Raw genomic sequence first — 19,802 nt, 5'->3', positions numbered from 1 at the left:
ACATATATAATACAGAACGTCCTCACCTGAGCTTACAGATGAAGACGCCTGGATACGTACATCAAAAATGGCTGCAAGACATTCGTCCTACAGCCATCTAGATAACCTTATTACCCGTCAACTTATTCTAGGACGGGACATCCAAAGAAGAAATGCTAAAAAAACATCATTTCACACGTAAAATTGTATAGGTTGGTGCTCTTTTTGCTTTGTACTTTTTACATTCGTTGCATAATTAACAGTGTTCGCGTAAAGCCTATCTGCTAATTTTGCGATACAAAACAAAGCTGTTCACATTATTATCTTTTCAGTATATTTTTTGTGAGCCTGTTTAGGCAGTTCTTTTTGCGTTCAACAGTACAAAACAGCAGAGTATTACGTGTCTTACTTTTCAATCAGCGCCTCAAGTTCAAGTAACAACTTCTTTTCCCAAATAGGGGCTCACCTTTCTGCATCGAACTTTCGAACAGAGACAGCTCTTTTTACTGTCTATGCATTAGGGTTTGTTGTTTTTGTCTTAATAGCAGTCATCATTTTCATGTGGTACAAAAACCGCAAAAACACTCGGTACATCCCGAAAGACTGGGTGTTGCACCCTGATCACATTGCCAACACTCTCAATGCTGCACGTGATGAAAATGAAAAGTTCGAAGTGCAATTCCATTCAGAGGGTGAAAAACGACGCTCTGCAACATGCCGCATGGCAAGCATCAATGGCGAAGCTGTTACTATTGAGTGCAGTGGACTTACCAATCTGCAAAGCGACTGGATTGGTAAAGTTGTTGATTGCTACTTTCAAACCCGTAAATTCGGTTCCGGCAGTATCTTCTTTATGTTTACGTCTCCCATCATTGGTATCCGTAGTTGTTCCGACGGAACAGCAGTGCTCAACTTAAAACTGCCTGAAAAACTTGAGCAGCGCCAAAAACGAGCATCACTGCGAATCTCCCCGCCGCAACAGTATATAATGGGTCTTGCTGTCTGGTCTGCTCCGGACGGACTTATCTGCAAAGGTAAAATTGACATCCGCCAATGGGGACGCCCGATGCTCACTTTTTTACCGGAAAAAAGTTTTCAGATTGCATTAGATAATATCTCTGCTGGCGGTATTAAAGTTCGCATTCCTCGTGAAGAAATACGCAACTGCAAACTTGATTTCAAAATGGGCGACAAGCTTTTCACTCTACTAGACTTATGGGACCCAGACACAGGGCAACGTATCCGCTACTGGGTGTTGTGCAGAATCCAAAACCCTTTTGTCGACTTTGTTACTCATGATGCCGAATTAGGAATGCAATTCCTGCATACAGCACGCCCTGATGGCGATAACGCATCTGAGCTTTGCTGGAGTGAAGAAATTTCCGAAAGCGGCGTCGAAAGCATTGGGAACTGGGTTATGCGCAGACACTTGGAACTGTATCGCGAAAAAGGCATTTAACCGCTATCCCTCAAAAAATACACAAAGTGCATCCTTGCCTATCCAATGCTTGCACAACGCGAGACTCATCGGTACAGTATAACTATATGTATCGTGCCCTACTTTATAGTAACTTTACAAAGGAGACCCATCTTGGACGGAGGTTCTGAGAGTCGATTGTGGAACGTGCTCGGAAATCTCTTCAGCAAAACCACTGAAGAAGACGTTGAAAAAGCCATTATCGATGCCCGTGAGGAAGGTGAGCTTGAAGCCGAAGAAGGCTCTATGCTCCTCAATGTACTCTCACTTGATGAAACTCAGGTTCATGAGATTATGGTTCCTCGTACAGACATTGTCTGCACCGAGACAACCACATCCATCGGCGACCTTGTTGAACTCATTGTTGAATCTGGACATTCTCGCATTCCACTGTACGAAGAAAACAGGGACAATATCGTAGGTGTTATCTATGCAAAAGACCTGCTTATTCACCTCTACGACCCGACACTGCGTGATACTCCGCTTGTCAGCTTTATGCGCAAGCCGTTCTTTGTTCCGGAAACTAAAATCGTAACAGATCTCTTGCAAGAATTCCGCACAAGGAAACAGCACCTTGCCATTGCTGTTGATGAATACGGCGGCACATCTGGTCTTATCACTATCGAAGATATTCTCGAAGAGATTGTCGGCGAAATTGAAGATGAATACGATACTCCCAAACTGGAAGATATTCGTATAACCGAAGATAACAGTTACATCATTACTGGTAGAGCCAGTCTTGATGATGTAAGTGAAGAACTGGCTATTACGCTAGAATCTGAACAAGTGGAAACGCTTGGCGGATATTTAAGCGAACTTGCCGGACATGTTCCGCAATCTGGCGAAACATTTGACCTCTGCGGCTTCAGCTTCACGATAGAAGATGCAGATGCCAAACAGATACGACTTATCCGCGCAGCTAAATCCAAAAAAACTGCCGAAAGCAATTAAGTCAAATAACAAAGATAGTACACACCCTGCATCGCAGGGTGTTTTCTTTTAACCACGGCAGTTGTTCATATTGTACACGAACCACTCTACAATATGAGCATCTTGACCGGAGCTGAAAAAAACGTCAGGGTGCAGCAATGTTTCAATTTGCTCTATTATTTGTCACGGGTATTGTTGGATTATGGATTGGTTCAGCCAATACCATTTACCAAATCCCCCCTCTTGCCTTGCTTTACCCAGCCTGCCTGTACCTTATTGGACTTCAGGCAGAGTCCAGCGGTATGGCTTTTCGCAGAGGTCTGCTCACTGGCACAGCTGCCTTTACAAGCTGTTTATACTGGATTGCAGTTCCTTTTGCGGAACAAACCGCTATGCCGTGGTATATTGCCATCACCGGTCCTATTGGTGTTTCTTTTGTTATGGGAACCTATGGTGGCATCTATTCGTGGTTCTGCAATAAATTTCTCCAAAAATCATCGCCGCTATACGTAGGCATTGCCACATTCTTCCTGTGGGGAGCACTGGAGCTTGCACGCGGAATCATCCTCAGCGGCTTTCCGTGGGCTTCGCTTGCTGCGGCTTTTTCCCATTGGCCTGCATTTGTACAACCTGCCAGCGTGCTGGGTGCAGAAGGTTTCTCTGCACTACTCGCAGGGCTTGCATGTTATATAACAGCAGCTATGCTTGCGAGTTCGGTTAAACATTCCGTTGCTGCGCTCGTTTCGTTCGCTCTTCTCTTCACCGCAAGTTACCATTCATGGATTCAACCTGCGGATGCCGGTGCAAATATCAAAATAGCCATGGTACAAGGGAACATAGATCAAGGAGCCAAATGGGATAAACGCTACCAGCGTGGCACTGTAGAGCGCTACATGACATTAAGCCGCAAAGTGCTTGATAATCCGGTAGACCTTGTCATCTGGCCAGAAACATCTATGCCTTTCTACTTGCAAAACAGTAAAGAATTTCTACCACTCATTCGCAGGCTTGCCATTGCCAGTAAAGCTCCGTACCTCATCGGCACACCAGGGTTTGCCCCAGGTACGGAAGGGCGTAAATTTGATATTTTCAACCGTGCGTACCTCGTTGACTCCGAAGGTCTCATGCTTTCATGGTATGATAAAATGTATCTTGTTCCATTTGGTGAATACGTTCCATTCTATGTACCGTTCGCAGATGAGCTTCTCAGTGGAACAGGAGTATTCCAACCCGGTACGGTCTATGATCCTATTACTGTTGGAAATCTTGCAATGGGTGTACTGATTTGTTATGAAGCTACATTCACCGAACTTGTTCAGGATCGAGTCGAAAGGGGAGCAAATTTACTGGTAAACATCAGTAATGACGCATGGTTCGGAAAAACAGCGGCTCCTAAACAGCATTTAGACATGACCGTTCTGCGTGCTGTTGAACAGGGACGTTACTTTGCCCGCGCCACAAACACCGGCATAACAGCTATTATTGATCCGAAAGGTAATATTACGACTAAAGGAAAGTCCTTCCGCGCTGATGTAATTTTTGGTTCAGTCGGCACCCGTACCGACTTTACCCTCTACCATCAGTTCTTTTCCCTTATTCGTGCCCTGCTTATTGCCGGTGCTATAGCTACCTTGGTCTACTCATTTTACATTACTAAAAAGAAAGAAATATAACATGCTTCAACTAGCAGATTTACGAACTAAGAGTATTGCTCTTACCGAACAGTTCAACTCCTTATGGAGGAGGCTTTGACCTAAAAGGCAATAAAGACCGCCTTGATGAAATCGAAAAACAGCTTGCAAGCCCCGGTGCATGGGATAACCCAGATAAGTTGACGCCTGTATTACAGGAGAAAAGCCAGCTCGAAGGGCAAATTGATCGCTTACAGACTCTTATGCAGGCTAATGACGATTTAGCAGAATGGCTGGCTCTCGCTGAAGAAGATCAAAGCACAGAAGTACTGGAAACCCTGAGCGCACAAACTTTGCTTTTAGAAGAACTGCTGGAGCAGACAGAGCTTAATCTGTTGCTAAGCGCACCGGAAGACCGGAATAACGCTATTCTGGAAATTCACCCCGGCGCTGGCGGCACTGAAGCTCAGGACTGGGCTAAAATGCTTCTTCGCATGTATGTTCGTTGGGCAGACAGACATAAATTTAAGGTCGAGTATCTCGACTTACTCGATGGTGACGAAGCAGGCATTAAAAGCGTCACATTGCGTATTAAGGGTGAAAATGCTTATGGATTCCTTAAAGGGGAAAAGGGCATCCACAGGCTTATACGCATTTCACCGTTCGATTCCTCAGGACGAAGACACACTTCGTTCGCTTCAATTGATATTATTCCCGATGCCGGTAAAGACATTACTGTAGATATTCAGGAAGGAGACCTGCGGATTGATGTTTTCCGTTCCAGCGGGCCGGGCGGGCAAAGTGTTAACACAACAAGTTCAGCAGTACGCATTACACACATTCCAACCGGTGTAACCGCGCAGTGTCAAAACGAAAAATCACAGCACGCAAACAAAGATACTGCGTTACAGATTCTTAAATCCAGACTGTATGAAATTGAACTACGTAAAGTGCAGGACGAACGTCAGGCAGCGTACGCAGGAAAAATGGATATTAGTTTTGGTAGTCAGATACGTACCTATACGCTTCAGCCATATCGTCTTGTGAAAGATCACAGGACAAACTCGGAGATCGGGGATGTTGATTCGGTTTTAGATGGAAAACTGGATCAATTCCTGCGTGATTTCCTGCTTTATCTACATGCAGAAAAGACTACATAATTTACGCTCGGAAAGCCTTGAAAATTTGGCAACCGAACTGGACACGCTGCGTCGGCTGATTGCCGATTCTGCCCCGTTTCCAAACGGCGAACAGCAGCTTGCGCTCACTAGAATTGTCTCCGGTTTGACAGTTGACGGGTGGAACGAACTATCAGAAGCCTACGGATTTTCCGACTGGCTCGCGCTTACTCTGGACAGTTCCTCCTCTTTTGAACTCGCACATCTCCAGCGTGTACTTGATGAACTTACACACAGGTCAGAACGCGACCCGTTAACTGGACTGTACAATAAACAGGCATTTGAGAGTAAACTCTCAATGGAGCTGCAACGAGTTGAACGCAGTAACGGTCAATTAAGCTTAGCTATAATTGATCTTGATAACTTTAAAAACATAAATGACACATACGGTCATAATTGTGGCGACGAGGTCATCAAAACACTTGCTGACCTACTCGATGCTTCCACACGCTCATATGACCATGCGGCACGCATTGGTGGCGAAGAATTTGCACTACTATTACCCGGTGCAGGTCCTATCAGAGCAAAAGCTATGTTAGACAGACTATGCAGAATGTTTGCTGACACATGCATCAAATGCAACAATGTCACAATACAATGCTCTTTTTCAGCTGGTGTAGCGTCCTTGAAAGGACGCAGTAAGGCTAGCGGGAAGGACCTGTTCGAAGTAGCAGACAAAGCACTCTATCAGGCAAAAAATGCCGGTAAGAATCAAGTGCATGTCACAAGACAGCTCATCGAATTTGAATATGATCGCTCTACCATGGTGCATTCAAACGAAAAACAATTCCTTTTTTCTGGATCTAAATAAGGCAGTTACCCCGTATGAAAGCCAAGAATACTCTCACTATTTCTGTTCTTAGCGGCAAAGGCGGCGTGGGTAAAACCAACATCGCTCTAAACCTCGGCTATTGCATGTACAGGGGAGATTTCCCTGTTATGTTAATGGACTGTGACTTGGGTCTTGCCAACCTTGACGTTTTGCTCGGTGTTACTCCCGACGCCAATATGCAGAGTTTGCTCGACACCGACACCCCTGCATCAGAAGTTGCTTTCCCTATCGAACCAGACGGATTCGACTTTTTACCGGCAGCATCAGGTGTTCCTGAGCTTGTAGAAATGGACAGTGATCTACGGAATCTTCTTTTCCAGCGTCTTAATCCACTGTTTACCAACTATGATTATCTATTAATGGATCTTGGTGCAGGCATTACCCCTACAGTACTTGCCTTTGCTGCAATGACACGTATTCGTATTGTAGTTGTGACACCAGAACCGACTTCTCTGACTGACAGCTACGCTCTTATGAAAGTTCTTTCCACGCAGCACAACGTCAAAGACTTTTATGTAATAGTAAACCAAGCTGAAGATAAAGCTGAAGAGACAAGCACTTACAACAGACTTGCAACTGCCTGTGAACGTTTTCTTGGCTTTACTCCTGAGTTTTTGGGCGGCATTGCTCAAGACAAAATGGTTCCTGAGTCTGTCCGAAAACAAACTCCTTTGATGAAGCATGCTCCTAACAGTCAGGCTGCAAAAGACATTTTCTCTATTGCAGTTAAGTTGCAAAAAATAAAAAAGACTATGTTAGATGACATCTCTAAATCTATGTTTACAGAAAGTATGAGTGATATCAGCAATTAACTCTTGAATATTTAAATATTTTGCGTCATAATGAATTATATCACATAGCTAGAAAGCACATACTTACTTTAAACATAAATCCAGAACATCACGCTGTATTGTACAGTGGGAGTTGAGAATGAACAAAAGCGAACTGATTAAAACTTTGTCTGAAGAAAACAACATTGCTATTGAAGAAGCAACCATGATGGTTAACGTCTTTGTAGACAATATGAAAGATGCACTTGCTGAAGGCAACCGTGTTGAAATCCGCGGCTTCGGCAGCTTTAAAATGAAAGAGTACGAAGGCTACACCGGTCGTAACCCGAAAACCGGCGAAGTAGTAACTGTACATCCTAAGCATCTTCCGTTCTTCCGCGCAGGCAAAGAACTTAAAGAGTTTTTGAACAGCTAGTCTGTTTTACATATCTCTGTGAAGGCGCAGGCTCAGGTCTGCGCCTTTCTTTTGCCCTGCATATTTTTCCCACAAGCTATGCACCATACGAACCAGCGGGCAAAATTTTCCACCCTCAATTGTCCGTGTATAATGCACTCATCTTCCTTCAGCTATTCAATATGCTCAAAATCGCATTGCTAGCCCTTCCCTTCACAAACCTTGCGGATGCACACTTTTTTACAACCTTTTTCGAAAACTAACAGCTTACAACAGCATGATCTTTCCCAAATTACTTCATAGCAGACACTACTACACCTGTTAGCTACAGAAAACTCAGCATACCAGTAGTTAGCCTCTTTGATTAATATTGGTTAGAGTTGCAACAATTTTTATCTCTTTACGGTATCGGGTTGACCTTCTGTCCGTTGTACAGCAGAATCATAAGAGATAGATAATTGAAGCTGCATATTACTGCACACTATTACGCAGCTACACACGATATTGACATGAAGAAGATGAAATTTTTTCATCCGTTTTTCTGTTTTCATATTTGCTTTACGGAAACGAAAAATTATATGTAATGACTTTATATTGGGTTGCACGGTAAAAACGGGCACTTTTTATCGGCACAAGGAGTTCATATGAATCCTACCAAAGGACACGTGGCTATTTATAAAATGCAAGGCTGCGGCAATGACTTTGTGTTCATTGACAATCGGGAATATAACGTGCCTGTTTCACATATGAGTGATTGGGCTCAGAAGATCTGTCGCCGCGCCTTCGGTGTTGGAGCAGACGGACTTGTTTTTTTAGAAGACTCTGACGACACCACCCTTGACTACCGCTGGCACTTCTATAATGCTGATGGCTCCCGAGCTGAGATGTGCGGCAATGCATCCCGCTGTGCTGCCAAGCTTGCAGTGCAAATTGGCCTTGCCGCTCCTGTCCACACCTTTGGAACAGATGCCGGTCCTATTCGCGCAGAGTTCTGTGAAGACGGTGAAATCAAAGTTGAGCTCACTCCACCTCAAGGATTAGAATTAAATAAACCGATTACGCTAAAAGATGGTAACGAAGAAATTCATTTCGTTAATACCGGTGTTCCACACGCAATCTACATTGCTGAAGATGCATCTTCATTAAACGTCAAAGAACTTGGTGCACTTGTGCGCTATCATGACGTATTTGCACCTGCCGGAACAAACGCAAACTTTATGAGCGTAATCGACCGTGAGAACGTACATCTTCGCACGTACGAACGCGGCGTTGAAGATGAAACATTTGCCTGCGGTACTGGTGCTGTAGCAGGCGTTGTAGTAGCAAACGCCCTTGGGCTCACTGGCACTAATGTGCGTGTAAAGTCTTCCGGTGGAGAAATTCTGAGCATATCCATTGAAGGTGACAGCGTTTTCTTAAAAGGCAAAGCGCTTGTTATTTACTCTGGCAATATTGTGCTTGAATCACTCGGCTTAACGCTAGACTAACACGACAAAACCCGCTGCGGGCAGTACTTTTGCCCATATGAGGAGGCTATATGACTTTTTCCGGAGCTTTTACTGCACTGGTAACTCCATTTAAAGACGGCAAAATTGATGAAGAGCGTTTCCGCGAGCATATTGAATGGCAGATCACTGAGGGTATCCACGGATTAGTTCCATGCGGTACTACAGGCGAATCTGCAACGCTCACACATGACGAGCATAAAGAAGCAATCCGCATTTGCGTAGAGCAAGCAAACAAGCGTGTGCCAGTACTTGCGGGTGCTGGTTCCAATAACACTAATGAAGCTATCCACCTGACCCAGTTTGCTAAAGATGCTGGCGCTGATGGCGTTTTGCTTATCAGCCCTTACTACAACAAACCTACGCAGGAAGGCATTTACCAGCACTTTAAGCACATTGCAGACACCATCAATATTCCTATGGTGCTCTACAATGTTCCAAGCAGAACTGGCAGCAACCTGTTGCCTTCTACTGTAGCACGCCTGCACAAAGATATTCCTCAAATTGTCGGCATTAAAGAAGCTACCGGAAATCTCGTTCAGGTATCCGACCTTATTGAGCAGTGTGGCGACTCTTTCACCATTCTCTCAGGTGACGACTTTACCTTGTTGCCATTGCTCTCACTCGGCGGCTCAGGAGTCATCTCCGTAGTTTCCAACTTGCTGCCGAATAAAATGGCGAACCTGTGCAACGCATGGAATAACGGCGATATTGCGACAGCACAGAAGTTGCATTTTGAACTGCAACCACTCAACCGTGCCATGTTCATGGAATCAAACCCTATTCCTGTTAAAACAGCTCTGGCTCTTCAGAATAAAATGGATACTGATTTCAGACTGCCGATGGTTCCCCTTGCAGAAAACAATCTCGCCAAGCTTAAATCTGTTATGGCAGATGCCGGTTTACTGTAAGATACCTACTTCTTGCAGCTGCTAACCTGCTCCTTTGCACGTACTTACCGTGCAGAATAGAACGTTAAAAAGCTCAAGTTTAGTCCATACAAGCTGTATGGGAAACTTGAGCTTTTTTCATGCTTCCAACTTGAGGCTCGGTTACCGTAGCTAGCCTGTTTTTTTGTAGAAACATCTTTTTGATAAGGTATCCCTTCCGCCATCAGGGGTTGCACTATCCCTACACACAAGGTACTACTCTAGTTCAAAAATGACGACTGACCTCATATCAACCCTAGCAATACCAACACGATATGAACGAACAGGATTTACCACTCGAACGCCCGTGGCTGGACAATTACGATCCTTCCGTACCGGCGAACATACAGTATAAGAATGCCTCAATCCCGAGCATTCTGGACGAAGCGGCAAAAAATACGCCAAAGCGCAACGCAGTAGTCTTTAAAAACTACTCTCTTACTTACAAGAAACTTCATACATTAGCTGAACGTTTTGCAGCTAATTTACGCGATCAGGGAGTAAAGCCCGGTGATCGTGTATCTATCATGATGCCTAACTTACCGCAGACCATGATTGCATTTTGGGGAGTGCTCAAGGCTGGCGGCATTGTTGTTATGACCAACCCTCTCTATATGGAGAAGGAACTGGTTCATCAAATTCATGATAGCGGCGCAAAGCACATGATTACGCTCGACCTTTTATGGCCTAAGATTGCGAAGCTGCGCGATAAATTATCAATTGAAAAATATTTTGTTACCCGTATTTCCGACGCATTATGCTTTCCATTAAACACAGCGTACACAATGAAAAGCAAATGGGGAAAAACGTTTATCGACGTTCCATACGATAATGAAACTGTGCTTCCATGGAAGACACTCTTTACATCCAAGGAGCAGCTCAGTGTACCTGTTGGAGATCCTAAAACCTCTATTGCCCTGCTGCAATACACTGGAGGAACTACAGGGATTTCGAAAGGCGTTATGCTTTCACATGCGAACCTGACTGCAAACGTCGAACAATGTCAGAGTATGCTGAGCGGCATTTCTGACGAGCACCATACTTTTCTGGGATTACTTCCGTACTTCCATGTCTTCGGTCTTACCGTCAGCATGTTGTTCCCGTGTGCGATGTCAGCAACTGTAATTCCTTTCCCAAGATACATACCTAAAGATGTTCTTGATGGAATTCAAAAATACAAGCCGACAATCTTCCCGGGAGCACCTTCCGTATACATCTCACTTATGCAGCAAAAAAGTCTTTCCAATTATGACCTGCGCTGCATTAAGTACTGTATCTCCGGCTCATCGCCGATGCCGGTGGAACAAATGCGGCAGTTTAAAGAAATCACTGGAGCTAAGCTCCTTGAAGGTTTCGGTCTTACTGAAGCTTCTCCTGTTACGCACCTCAACCCGCTCTTGGGTGTAGCCAAAAACGGCTCAATTGGTCTGCCGTTCCCAGACACCGACGCACGCATCGTCGATATGGAAGTAGGGAGCGTACCACTTCCAGTCGGGAAAATAGGCGAACTCATCCTTCGTGGACCTCAAGTTATGATGGGTTACTGGAACCGTCCAGACGAAACAGCCTCTACCCTGCGTAACGGTTGGCTCTACACTGGCGATATCGCAACCATGGATGAAGAAGGCTATTTCTACATTGTTGACCGCAAAAAAGACATGATCATTGTTGCAGGGTACAACGTATACCCGCGTGAAATTGATGAAGTGCTTTACGAGCACCCAAAAGTTCAAGAAGCTGTCACCGTCGGCGTTCCGCACAAAACCCGTGGTGAAATCATCAAAGTATACATTGTACCAAAAGTTGGTGAAGAACTGACAAAAGCGGAAATTCTTTCCCATTGCCGTGAAAAGCTTGCTAACTACAAAGTTCCAAAACAAGTTGAGTTTCGGGATGAATTGCCAAAAACAATTGTTGGCAAAGTATTACGACGCGCGCTGCGAGATGAGGAAGAGAAAAAACTGGACACAAAAAAAAGCACCAAGAAAGCTGAATGCAGCTGTCCAGCACAACCAGCAGAATCTACTGATGAATCTGCTATTGAACAAACTTCTGCTGAGTCAGAGAAAGGAGTCTCTTCTGACGACACGGCAATAACAGCCGTTTCCAACGACTCTGCTGTAGAAGCCACCGCTGAAACAAAAACAGTTCAATAATCATGAAATTATTATTACAACGAGTAAAAAACGGAGCTGTCCATATTGCTGGACAGCCCGTTGCATCCATTGATGCTGGGCTTGTAGTTCTTGTTGGTTTTGGAAAAAACGATACTGAAGAAATGCCTTCAAGTGCAGTATGGGATGCTTTACTGCAAAAGATGATTGGTCTCCGTATCTTTTCTGATAAACAAGGTAAAATGAATCTAAGCCTTAAAGACACAGGCAACAGCTTGTTGCTCGTGCCGCAATTTACACTTTACGCAGATTGCAGACGAGGGCGTAGACCGTCCTTTACGTCCGCATGCCCTCCTGCCATTGCTAGCAAACTGTTCGACTCTTTTGTGGAACACTGCAAAGCGGAACTGCCCGATCTGGTGCAATGCGGTGTTTTTGGCGCAGATATGGACGTATCCCTTACAAACTGGGGACCTGTCACAATGATGCTCTCCTCCGAAGACTTTATCTAGGTATAGCCAGCACAACCATACACCTAGCGCCAGTTAAATTTGTATAGCCCAAGTTGCCTTAATCACAGGTAACAACGAGACTATATTAATAAAAAACGACCAGATACGTTGTTTCGGCACACTGAACAACTCTCTGGTCGTTTTTTGTATATGGTACACCGTTAAACGTGTCCTCAAAACAAGTTGTAAGGTTGAATCACCGCGTTTTCTACCCCAATGCCAGCATCACTTACACAAATATTAGTACATGCACCCTGCTACATGTGCGTTTACAATTAATTACAACAGTAACTGTCTGTTTCAGAAGAGACTTTGTCGCTTTTTAGAGCAATCCTTAAATTGCGGTTACTTACTTTTTATATTAAAGACTAAGTATATTTCTGTAACGGCAAACTGCCACGCCTTATTAAGGAAATCTCGGAGCCGCTCAGGTTGATATATGCCACAATCTGATTTTGTTCTATTCCGGCATACCGTATCGAGAATCATATGAATCCAGCGAAAACCTTTCGGCTAGGCTCTGCCTTAGTGCTTCAATACAACAACGACCTGACACATGAATTGTGCCAGCCTTTTAAGGAGTATTTAGAAACACTTTTGACTGTTGAAGAATATCAACATGTTGTAGTAAATTTATCCGAAATGGGTGCGATTGACGAGTCCGGCTTGCATGTACTTGTCCATGTGAACTCACGGATACGGGGTCATGGAAAAACGTTGTATATTCTTTCACCTCCGCGCCATTTTCTAGAGATTTTACAAAAAAAACAATTGTTACGTTTTTTTAATCTTTTTCGAAATGAGGACGATATGCTTTCTAGTCTTTCTCTCTAGCGTGGGGCGCATTAGCATGAAGTATTACTTACGCCATTATTTCGATCCTTTTTTTGATCACACAAAACTCTCACCCTCTACGGTATCCGGTGGTCGTGTCGATCATCACTGCTTAGGATACGTGCAGAATGTTATTTCCGGACAAATAATCGCTGAGCTTCTGCCTGCGCCGGAAAACACTGATTCAATCAATCCACAGTTTCTAATGGATTCGCCCGCCCTTCCTGTAGGGCCCAACACGGTTGTGAATCCCGACAACAACTTTCAATTACTTGCATCCAGAAACGGCTATGTCTTTTACCATGAAAACCTTATTTCAGTAAAAAAACTGCTCAATATTCACGGCAATGTAAACTTCAACACTGGCAACGTAATTTACGTAAACGACCTTTGTGTGGAAGGAATTGTACGTACAGGCTTTGAACTGCAAGCGCGTAACATCCTAGTTAAAGACATTGTGGAAGGTGCGGCAATTCGTTCCTTAGATGCTTTTACAGCAGAAAAAGGCATCAAAGGCGCAAAGTCATGTGTCATTGACGCCGGTTCCAATATTCGCGCTGCATTCTGTGAAAATTGTGAGCTTCAGGCTGGCAATGACATTTATATCGAAGGCTCCGCATTGCATACCCGCATGTCACTCAACGGCTCTCTTGTCGTCAAAGAACGACTTCAAGGCGGTAAGGTTTACGCTAACGACATGGTGTATGTCGGAGAACAGCTTGGTGGTGGTAGAAATACACCAACGTCTATCATTATGGGCTATCCCCCAGTTCTGATGAAGAAGTTGGAAGGTATCGAGAAAATGGTCGAAACGGTTGAGGAACGTATTGCTCAGCTAGAAAAAATTTGTGCCAAAAGTACCTTGCACCGCACAGAAAACAGCTCAAAACTCGAATTTGAAGAAAAACGAATGCGCGCGTTGCGCAAAGAACAGAAGCGCATTGTCACCTTGATGCAGAAAAATGCTCAACTGGACCTATGCCGAGTTGTGGTACCGGGTGTTATCCGCCCCGGTGTCGAGATAAGCATCGGCGGTCATTACACAAAAATTAACGATTATCTGGAAAATGTTGTCGTCAGTTTACGAGACGGTGAACTGAACTTTAATTCCCCAGCGACTATTAAGAAGTAATTACATGGATATAGCAACTATAATCGGTCTTTTTGGCTCATTGGCTCTTATCGTCGGCGCTATCGCCGTTGGTGGTAGTCCTGCAGGGTTTGTTGATGTACCTTCAATTCTCGTTGTATTTGGTGGTACTATTGCTGTTGCATTCATCATGTTTCCACTGGGTACTGTACTTGGCTCAATGAAAGTTGGTATGAAAGCTTTTTTCTCCAAAGCACCCGACCCGATTGATTCCATCGACATTGTTATCGACCTTGCTGACCGCGCCCGTAAAGAGAGCCTTGTTGCACTTGAAAAAGTTAACATTGAAAATGAATTTTTAAAACGCGGAGTACTGTTGGTTGCCGACGGTACTGAAGAATCCCTTATCCGTTCAGTTATGGAAATTGAAGTGGATATTATGAAAAAACGCCACCGTACCGGTCAGGAAGTTTTTAAAGGGATGGGCAACATGGCTCCTGCTTTCGGAATGATCGGTACACTTATTGGTCTTGTTCGAATGCTTCAAGCGTTAGATGACCCTTCTTCAATTGGTCCTGCTATGGCGGTTGCGCTGCTCACTACGTTCTACGGTGCAATTTTAGCAAACTGTATCTTTCTTCCTCTTGCCAAAAAGCTGGAAGAACGTTCCAACGAAGAAGCTATGAATATGGAGCTCATGACTGAAGGTGTTCTGTCTATTTTAAATGGTGAGCACCCGAATATTGTGCGGGAAAAATTAAACTCATTCCTTCCGCCTTCAAAACGTCAGGATCGATAGTATGGCTGATCCGCAAAAACGTGGCGATAGTGAACCGCCTGCCGAAGAAGGGCTACCGTTATGGATGGCGACATTCGCTGATCTGGTAACACTGCTTTTATGCTTCTTTGTTCTTTTGCTGTCGTTTGCGCAGCAGGATGCAAACAAATTTAAAACTCTTGCCGGTTCAGTAAAAAACGCCTTTGGTATTCAAGTAAAACGAAAAACGGCAATTTATGCAGCTTTTTCACCGACAAAGTTTGAACGGTCAGATGTCAAATTAAAAAAAGATGACCAAATCATTCTTGGTATGGTGCTGGAAGTAAAAAGCTACATGCTAGATGATCCAGCGCTACAAAAAGTTGCAACTGTAACAAGTGACAGCAAAGGTCTGGTTCTCCGCATTCCTGTAAATAGTTTTTTTGCACCTGGCTCAGCAGTAATGAAACCAGGCAGCGAACAGCTTTTGAATGGACCAATTGATGTTCTCAAAAAACATACAGTAAATATGGTAGTACGTGGGCATACTTCCAATACGCAAGAAGGCTCAAGCGCCTACCCTACGAACTGGGAATTATCTTCAGCGCGAGCTGCCGCACTACTGCGTGCCATTATGAACAAGTCAGGTCTATCTTCAACACGACTAAAAGCAGTCGGCTATGCGGACTCACGCCCCCTACTTCCCAATACGAGCGAACCCAACAGGGCGCTTAACAACAGAATGGAATTCTATATCCATCGCCCTGAAGACAAAAGTTGGTAGCATGATACGGCGGCTTTGTAATAAAGCCGCCTTTTTTATAATTTTGTCCCGCTACTCAAAGCTCCTCCCCCCACATCTGACACGCTCAACACGCAATGCCGACCACTCATGTATAACCAGCCACGGCAATATTTTCCCCACACTAAATACAGATAAAATCTTATAATAAAAGAATAAAAAACATGGAACGCTTCTTGCTTATTTCACTGCAAGGAGAGACATAATGCAAATTTCGCCTACTGCATACATTGAAAAACAGGTCAATACTATTGCTAACACCAAAACCATGGGGGTTGGTTTTGGTGCCATTTTTGATACTGTTCAAAAAAATAGTACTAAACAAAAAGAAAAAGCTACCGAAGCGCGTGTAAAAGCAGCTGATTCTGCACGTGCCACCATGGCTGCTCTAAAAAAAATAGCCATCAATAAAGATGACTATAAAGCAATTCAGGAAAAACTCGAGAAAGCTGGCGTAAGCAAAGAAGCGCTTAACCGCTTAAAAGATCAATCTGACGATAACGCCCTCACTTGGGATGGCTTATTCGGCATTCTTGAACAAGCGGCAAAGCTGGAATCTGCTCCTAAAGCCATGGCTATTTCTCCTGATGCAGAGAATAAAATTTCCTCTTTTCTGCAACAAGTCGGACTTGATCCATCACAGTCAAGCGATGTCCTTGCTGACATAAAAGATGGGAACACCAATAACGCATGGAAAGCAATTTCCGAGGCAATAAAAAAAGCAGCACCAAACGCCGAACTTGCCATTACTAAAGAAGAGCTGCACGCCCTCGGCAAAGGACTTCAGCTTGACAACAATACTCTTGCCAAGCTTGAGTCATTGATCCTGAATGTAGATAGCAAGATGGGAAGTTCAGAGCTTAAGCAGCTTACAGCGCTGCTGGATTCATCCATAAATGCTCAAAATGCTAGCGGTGAAAAACTGCTGGAAGAAATCAAACAGCAGCTCAACCCACTGATCGCAAAAGCCCTTGAAAATAGCGATAAAGTTTCTTCAGGAATTCACGCTACAAACGAAGAAAATGCTGCTAAAATTTTGCGTGCAGATCAGGCTACCGAAAAAGGTCTTGGGTTTGCCCCTAGCGTCAACAGCAAGGGCGATGGACAAGGTCAACCTGCAAACACAGAAGCTAACAATAAATCAACTGCAATTACAGCAACAGCTGTTGTCGGTGCGATAAACTCCGAAAGTGCAGATGCCAACGGAAACTCTTTACAGAGTGGCAATCACAATCATAGCGGCAGCCCATGGATGAACTTTTTCAATAACGGCAGTATGGCTGTAAACACTGCCGCTACAGGACAAGCCGATAATACTGCACCAAACTTCTTCAGCCAGAGCATTGCCACACGACATGCCAGTAACAGTATTATTGAACAAATCCAGAACGGCGTTTTCAGATCTCTCCGCAATGGTGTGAGTCAACTCTCTTTAAAATTAAACGCCAGCGATTTCGGTCCGGTATCAGTTCTAGTCTCAACCAAAAGTGGTGAAGTTGCTGCGAGCATTCATGCAGAGAATCCAGAAATAGCGAAAGCACTTCACGAGAACATGCACACCCTGCGCACTTCGCTTGAGTCGCAAGGGCTAAAAGTGGACAGGCTTGAAATACAAACTGGCTCCCAGCAAAATCTTAGCCATCAAGGCTGGAACAACACCGATCAGCATAATGCGCAACAACAGGCTCAACAACGCTTTCTCGCAAAGCAGCAACTCCGGCAGCTAAAAAATACCAAGCAAGACCTGATTAATGGAAACACGCTTCTACAACAGGCACGACAATCGCACAGCAAATTATATCTCGTTGCTTAGCGGAGCAAAAAAACGGCAGAAACATATTTCTGCCGTTTTTTTATTTTGGATATCCAAAAACTATAATATTAGTTTCTGCCCAAAAAAATATGCAAAGACGACAACTTTGCCAGCACTCTTAAAAAGATTTCCTTGCTTCGCCCCCCCTGCATAGAACTTGCATCAAAATCAGAAGGCAATTTCTACCTAATTAGTACTGATGCACTGTACTTTTAATGCACCCTGCAAATCCTGCCTGCCTGAAAAGATCAAAATAAATCTTACCCTAACAATAAGGAAAAAATGACCTAATTTTTCCTTACTGATTGCCATCAAGAACCACCACCAAACAGCAACGTCACGTTTTTAATAACTTTTTTCAATCTGGCACTCCCATTGCTTACTTCAAAGAAGTAGAACATGGAGGTTATACAATATGTCTTTAGTTATTAATCACAATATGATGTCAATGAACGCAACCCGCAACCTGAACAGCTCATACGGGAAACTCGCAACTTCTACCCGTCGTCTGTCTTCAGGTCTCCGCGTAGGAACCGCAGCTGATGACGCTGCAGGTCTCGCAATGCGTGAACTTATGCGCGCAGATATTAAAACCCTCGGTCAGGGTCTGCGTAACGCTAACGATGGTATCTCAATGATCCAGACTGCTGATGGCGCACTCGGCGTTATCGATGCAAAGCTTATTCGTATGAAAGAGCTTGCCGAACAGGCAGCTACCGGTACTTACACTGACGTTCAGCGTAAAATGATCGATCAGGAATACCAGCTGATGGCAGACGAGATTACTCGTATGGCACAAAATACAGACTTCAACAGCAGAAAATTGCTCGCTGGTTCCGGTCAGGATGTTGAGGTTGAACAGAGTGCAGCCGACCCTGCAAGCGTTGGAGCAGCATTAATTGACTCCGATGGCAATACTGAAAGCTGGGGCAAAGATTATGCTGTAGTCTCACCAAAGCTTTCAGGTGTTGCAGCCACATTACCAGCACGCACCACAGACGACAAAACACACATTGTTAGCTTTGCGGCACCAGCCGGTAACTTAACAGGTCAAGCCCTCACATATGAAGGCGATCCTTTAATCAAAGTTAATTACACCGTAGAAATAAATGCAGGTGATGCCGCTAAAATCAACCTTGAAACCGGCGAGATGACAGACTTTAACGCCATTAGTGGTACTATTCCGAAAACAGCGATTGATGGAACCAATGTCATTATTGAAAGACGTCCCTCTGCTGGTGGCGATTGGGAAGACATTACCGCTGCTGCTAAGGCAGGTTCAACAACGACAACAGCCGCAGACGACTTCCGCATAACTTACACTGACAGCGATGGAATTACTCACAGAACAACTATCGAAGACTACTCCGGCACTGTAGACTTCACTTATTCCGCAAGCAAATTTTCAATTGAAACAACAACTGGTGGGGCATCAACAACTGCTATTAAAATAAGTAACGAAGTCACCACACAGAAAAGCTTTGATTACTCTTCCATAACAGGCGCCAAAATAAAGAATGATGTTGAAGCGTACTGGGAAAAAGTTCCATTTGAAGGCACTGTAAAAATGGGCTTCACCCATAATTCAAAGACTGGTGATATCCAAAAAGCCAAACAAGTGGAGTCCGTTGCATCCAGCAGTTATGGATCAGTTAAAACTCCTGTTCAAGATTTTCTTATCGAAGTCTTCAACGAGACTACTAACGTATGGGAAAACGTTCCACTTGATGCCACTACAGGCTCCACAGTGGACCTTCCTGAAGATGTTAAAAAATTCCGTATTACAACTGAATACGGTGATTACAAAAAAGTACGTGACACCTTCTCTAATAACACTGGTGGCAAATTTACAATTACCAAGACAGACTATGGCTTAGATCTTGGCATGACCGACACTGACCTTGGTACTGCTGGCATTCAGGCACAAAAATCTACCACACAACTTAAGGTAGAATCCGAAGATATGGTAGTTGTTAACGTTCACTTCGGTGCAGGCAGCACCACAAATGATAGTTACGATACCCATATTAACATGGCGACAGCAAAATCACTTGGTGTTGGTCTTGAAGCTGGTGACCACATTAAAACTCAGAAAGCAGCTAAAAAAGCTCTGGACAACCTTACCATTGCGATTCGTCGTAAAGATAAAATCCGTGCAGAACTTGGTTCCACACAGAACCGCCTTAGCGCTACCATTGAAAACGTGTCTATTCAGAAAGAAAACCTTCAGGCTT

18 protein-coding genes and 1 pseudogene are annotated in these 19,802 nt (G+C 44.2%); 18 read left to right on the top strand and 1 reads right to left on the bottom strand.

Annotation, left to right across the window (positions count from 1 at the left end; translation table 11 throughout):
• Nucleotides 1-538 precede the first annotated feature (538 nt).
• The 7 genes from N4A56_RS13265 to N4A56_RS13235 all read left to right on the top strand — a co-directional run bounded on the left by N4A56_RS13265 (nucleotide 539) and on the right by N4A56_RS13235 (nucleotide 7,233).
• Nucleotides 539-1,438, top strand: a complete 900-nt coding sequence (locus tag N4A56_RS13265; protein WP_295547961.1) for a hypothetical protein — start codon at nucleotides 539-541, stop codon at nucleotides 1,436-1,438.
• 132 nt (nucleotides 1,439-1,570) lie between these two features.
• Entirely contained in the window at nucleotides 1,571-2,407 is an 837-nt protein-coding gene (locus N4A56_RS13260) for a hemolysin family protein (protein WP_293668101.1), read from the top strand.
• A gap of 137 nt (nucleotides 2,408-2,544) precedes the next feature.
• Nucleotides 2,545-4,059, top strand: a complete 1,515-nt coding sequence (gene lnt / locus N4A56_RS13255; protein WP_293668102.1) for an apolipoprotein N-acyltransferase — start codon at nucleotides 2,545-2,547, stop codon at nucleotides 4,057-4,059.
• A gap of 1 nt (nucleotide 4,060) precedes the next feature.
• Nucleotides 4,061-5,177 (top strand): peptide chain release factor 2 gene (gene prfB, locus N4A56_RS13250; protein ID WP_295547957.1). Its coding sequence is split into 2 segments (ribosomal slippage): nucleotides 4,061-4,135 and nucleotides 4,137-5,177, totalling 1,116 coding nucleotides; the frame shifts between segments, so codons are not numbered across the junction.
• Nucleotides 5,158-6,006 (top strand): GGDEF domain-containing protein, encoded by an 849-nt coding sequence (locus N4A56_RS13245; RefSeq protein ID WP_293668106.1) that lies wholly within the window; start codon nucleotides 5,158-5,160, stop codon nucleotides 6,004-6,006. The genes prfB and N4A56_RS13245 overlap by 20 nt, the downstream gene beginning before the upstream one ends.
• A 14-nt stretch (nucleotides 6,007-6,020) precedes the next feature.
• Nucleotides 6,021-6,839, top strand: coding sequence for a MinD/ParA family protein (locus N4A56_RS13240; protein WP_293668107.1), 819 nt, complete (start codon nucleotides 6,021-6,023; stop codon nucleotides 6,837-6,839).
• 118 nt (nucleotides 6,840-6,957) lie between these two features.
• On the top strand, nucleotides 6,958-7,233 hold the full coding sequence (locus N4A56_RS13235; RefSeq protein WP_293668109.1) for an HU family DNA-binding protein: 276 nt from the start codon (nucleotides 6,958-6,960) through the stop codon (nucleotides 7,231-7,233).
• A 6-nt stretch (nucleotides 7,234-7,239) separates the two neighbouring features.
• On the opposite strand, the gene N4A56_RS13230 is transcribed toward N4A56_RS13235, so the two are convergent.
• Nucleotides 7,240-7,371, bottom strand: a complete 132-nt coding sequence (locus N4A56_RS13230; RefSeq protein WP_295547953.1) for a hypothetical protein — start codon at nucleotides 7,369-7,371, stop codon at nucleotides 7,240-7,242.
• Between the two features lie 485 nt (nucleotides 7,372-7,856).
• Between N4A56_RS13230 and dapF the strand changes: the two genes are divergently transcribed.
• From dapF to N4A56_RS14925, 11 genes and pseudogenes are all read left to right on the top strand, one after another.
• Nucleotides 7,857-8,699 carry a diaminopimelate epimerase gene (dapF, locus tag N4A56_RS13225; protein WP_293668111.1) on the top strand — a complete coding sequence of 281 codons (843 nt, stop codon included), beginning with the start codon at nucleotides 7,857-7,859 and terminating at the stop codon, nucleotides 8,697-8,699.
• 50 nt (nucleotides 8,700-8,749) lie between these two features.
• A complete protein-coding gene (gene dapA / locus N4A56_RS13220; protein WP_295547951.1) occupies nucleotides 8,750-9,628 on the top strand; it encodes a 4-hydroxy-tetrahydrodipicolinate synthase in 879 nt (292 codons plus the stop codon).
• Between the two features lie 293 nt (nucleotides 9,629-9,921).
• On the top strand, nucleotides 9,922-11,802 hold the full coding sequence (locus tag N4A56_RS13215; protein ID WP_295547949.1) for a long-chain fatty acid--CoA ligase: 1,881 nt from the start codon (nucleotides 9,922-9,924) through the stop codon (nucleotides 11,800-11,802).
• A 2-nt stretch (nucleotides 11,803-11,804) separates the two neighbouring features.
• Nucleotides 11,805-12,272, top strand: coding sequence for a D-aminoacyl-tRNA deacylase (gene dtd / locus N4A56_RS13210; protein WP_295547948.1), 468 nt, complete (start codon nucleotides 11,805-11,807; stop codon nucleotides 12,270-12,272).
• Nucleotides 12,273-12,761: 489 nt separating this feature from the next.
• Entirely contained in the window at nucleotides 12,762-13,106 is a 345-nt protein-coding gene (locus N4A56_RS13205; RefSeq protein WP_295547945.1) for an STAS domain-containing protein, read from the top strand.
• Nucleotides 13,107-13,122: 16 nt separating this feature from the next.
• Nucleotides 13,123-14,238 carry a FapA family protein gene (locus N4A56_RS13200; protein WP_295547942.1) on the top strand — a complete coding sequence of 372 codons (1,116 nt, stop codon included), beginning with the start codon at nucleotides 13,123-13,125 and terminating at the stop codon, nucleotides 14,236-14,238.
• Between the two features lie 4 nt (nucleotides 14,239-14,242).
• The gene (locus tag N4A56_RS13195) at nucleotides 14,243-14,995 is read left to right on the top strand and encodes a MotA/TolQ/ExbB proton channel family protein (RefSeq protein ID WP_293668119.1); all 753 of its coding nucleotides are present in this window, start codon (nucleotides 14,243-14,245) and stop codon (nucleotides 14,993-14,995) included.
• 1 nt (nucleotide 14,996) lies between these two features.
• Complete coding sequence (locus N4A56_RS13190) at nucleotides 14,997-15,737, top strand: flagellar motor protein MotB (RefSeq protein WP_295547939.1); 741 nt, start codon at nucleotides 14,997-14,999, stop codon at nucleotides 15,735-15,737.
• Nucleotides 15,738-15,960: 223 nt separating this feature from the next.
• A complete protein-coding gene (locus N4A56_RS13185; RefSeq protein WP_295547937.1) occupies nucleotides 15,961-17,568 on the top strand; it encodes a flagellar hook-length control protein FliK in 1,608 nt (535 codons plus the stop codon).
• Nucleotides 17,569-17,983: 415 nt separating this feature from the next.
• Nucleotides 17,984-18,406 (top strand): annotated as a pseudogene (locus N4A56_RS13180) (flagellin); the annotation flags it as partial.
• Nucleotides 18,407-18,718: 312 nt separating this feature from the next.
• Nucleotides 18,719-19,802: flagellin (locus tag N4A56_RS14925; protein WP_366519925.1), on the top strand; the 1,084-nt coding region annotated here is incomplete at its 3' end.

The sequence above is a fragment of the Halodesulfovibrio sp. genome (genome assembly GCF_025210605.1).
Classification (GTDB): domain Bacteria; phylum Desulfobacterota; class Desulfovibrionia; order Desulfovibrionales; family Desulfovibrionaceae; genus Halodesulfovibrio.
Note: the sequence above shows the minus strand (reverse complement) of the source record. Positions and strands in the feature narration are given on the sequence as shown.

What these genes read in the sequence shown, in the direction of transcription:
- lnt (WP_293668102.1), top strand. Translation starts at nt 2,545, where the DNA reads ATGTTTCAATTTGCTCTATTATTTGTCACGGGTATTGTTGGATTATGG.
- N4A56_RS13200 (WP_295547942.1), top strand. Translation starts at nt 13,123, where the DNA reads ATGAAGTATTACTTACGCCATTATTTCGATCCTTTTTTTGATCACACA.
- N4A56_RS13185 (WP_295547937.1), top strand. Translation starts at nt 15,961, where the DNA reads ATGCAAATTTCGCCTACTGCATACATTGAAAAACAGGTCAATACTATT.
- N4A56_RS13215 (WP_295547949.1), top strand. Translation starts at nt 9,922, where the DNA reads ATGAACGAACAGGATTTACCACTCGAACGCCCGTGGCTGGACAATTAC.
- N4A56_RS13245 (WP_293668106.1), top strand. Translation starts at nt 5,158, where the DNA reads ATGCAGAAAAGACTACATAATTTACGCTCGGAAAGCCTTGAAAATTTG.
- N4A56_RS13265 (WP_295547961.1), top strand. Translation starts at nt 539, where the DNA reads ATGTGGTACAAAAACCGCAAAAACACTCGGTACATCCCGAAAGACTGG.
- dapF (WP_293668111.1), top strand. Translation starts at nt 7,857, where the DNA reads ATGAATCCTACCAAAGGACACGTGGCTATTTATAAAATGCAAGGCTGC.
- N4A56_RS13205 (WP_295547945.1), top strand. Translation starts at nt 12,762, where the DNA reads ATGAATCCAGCGAAAACCTTTCGGCTAGGCTCTGCCTTAGTGCTTCAA.
- N4A56_RS13240 (WP_293668107.1), top strand. Translation starts at nt 6,021, where the DNA reads ATGAAAGCCAAGAATACTCTCACTATTTCTGTTCTTAGCGGCAAAGGC.
- dapA (WP_295547951.1), top strand. Translation starts at nt 8,750, where the DNA reads ATGACTTTTTCCGGAGCTTTTACTGCACTGGTAACTCCATTTAAAGAC.
- N4A56_RS13235 (WP_293668109.1), top strand. Translation starts at nt 6,958, where the DNA reads ATGAACAAAAGCGAACTGATTAAAACTTTGTCTGAAGAAAACAACATT.
- dtd (WP_295547948.1), top strand. Translation starts at nt 11,805, where the DNA reads ATGAAATTATTATTACAACGAGTAAAAAACGGAGCTGTCCATATTGCT.
- N4A56_RS13190 (WP_295547939.1), top strand. Translation starts at nt 14,997, where the DNA reads ATGGCTGATCCGCAAAAACGTGGCGATAGTGAACCGCCTGCCGAAGAA.
- N4A56_RS13195 (WP_293668119.1), top strand. Translation starts at nt 14,243, where the DNA reads ATGGATATAGCAACTATAATCGGTCTTTTTGGCTCATTGGCTCTTATC.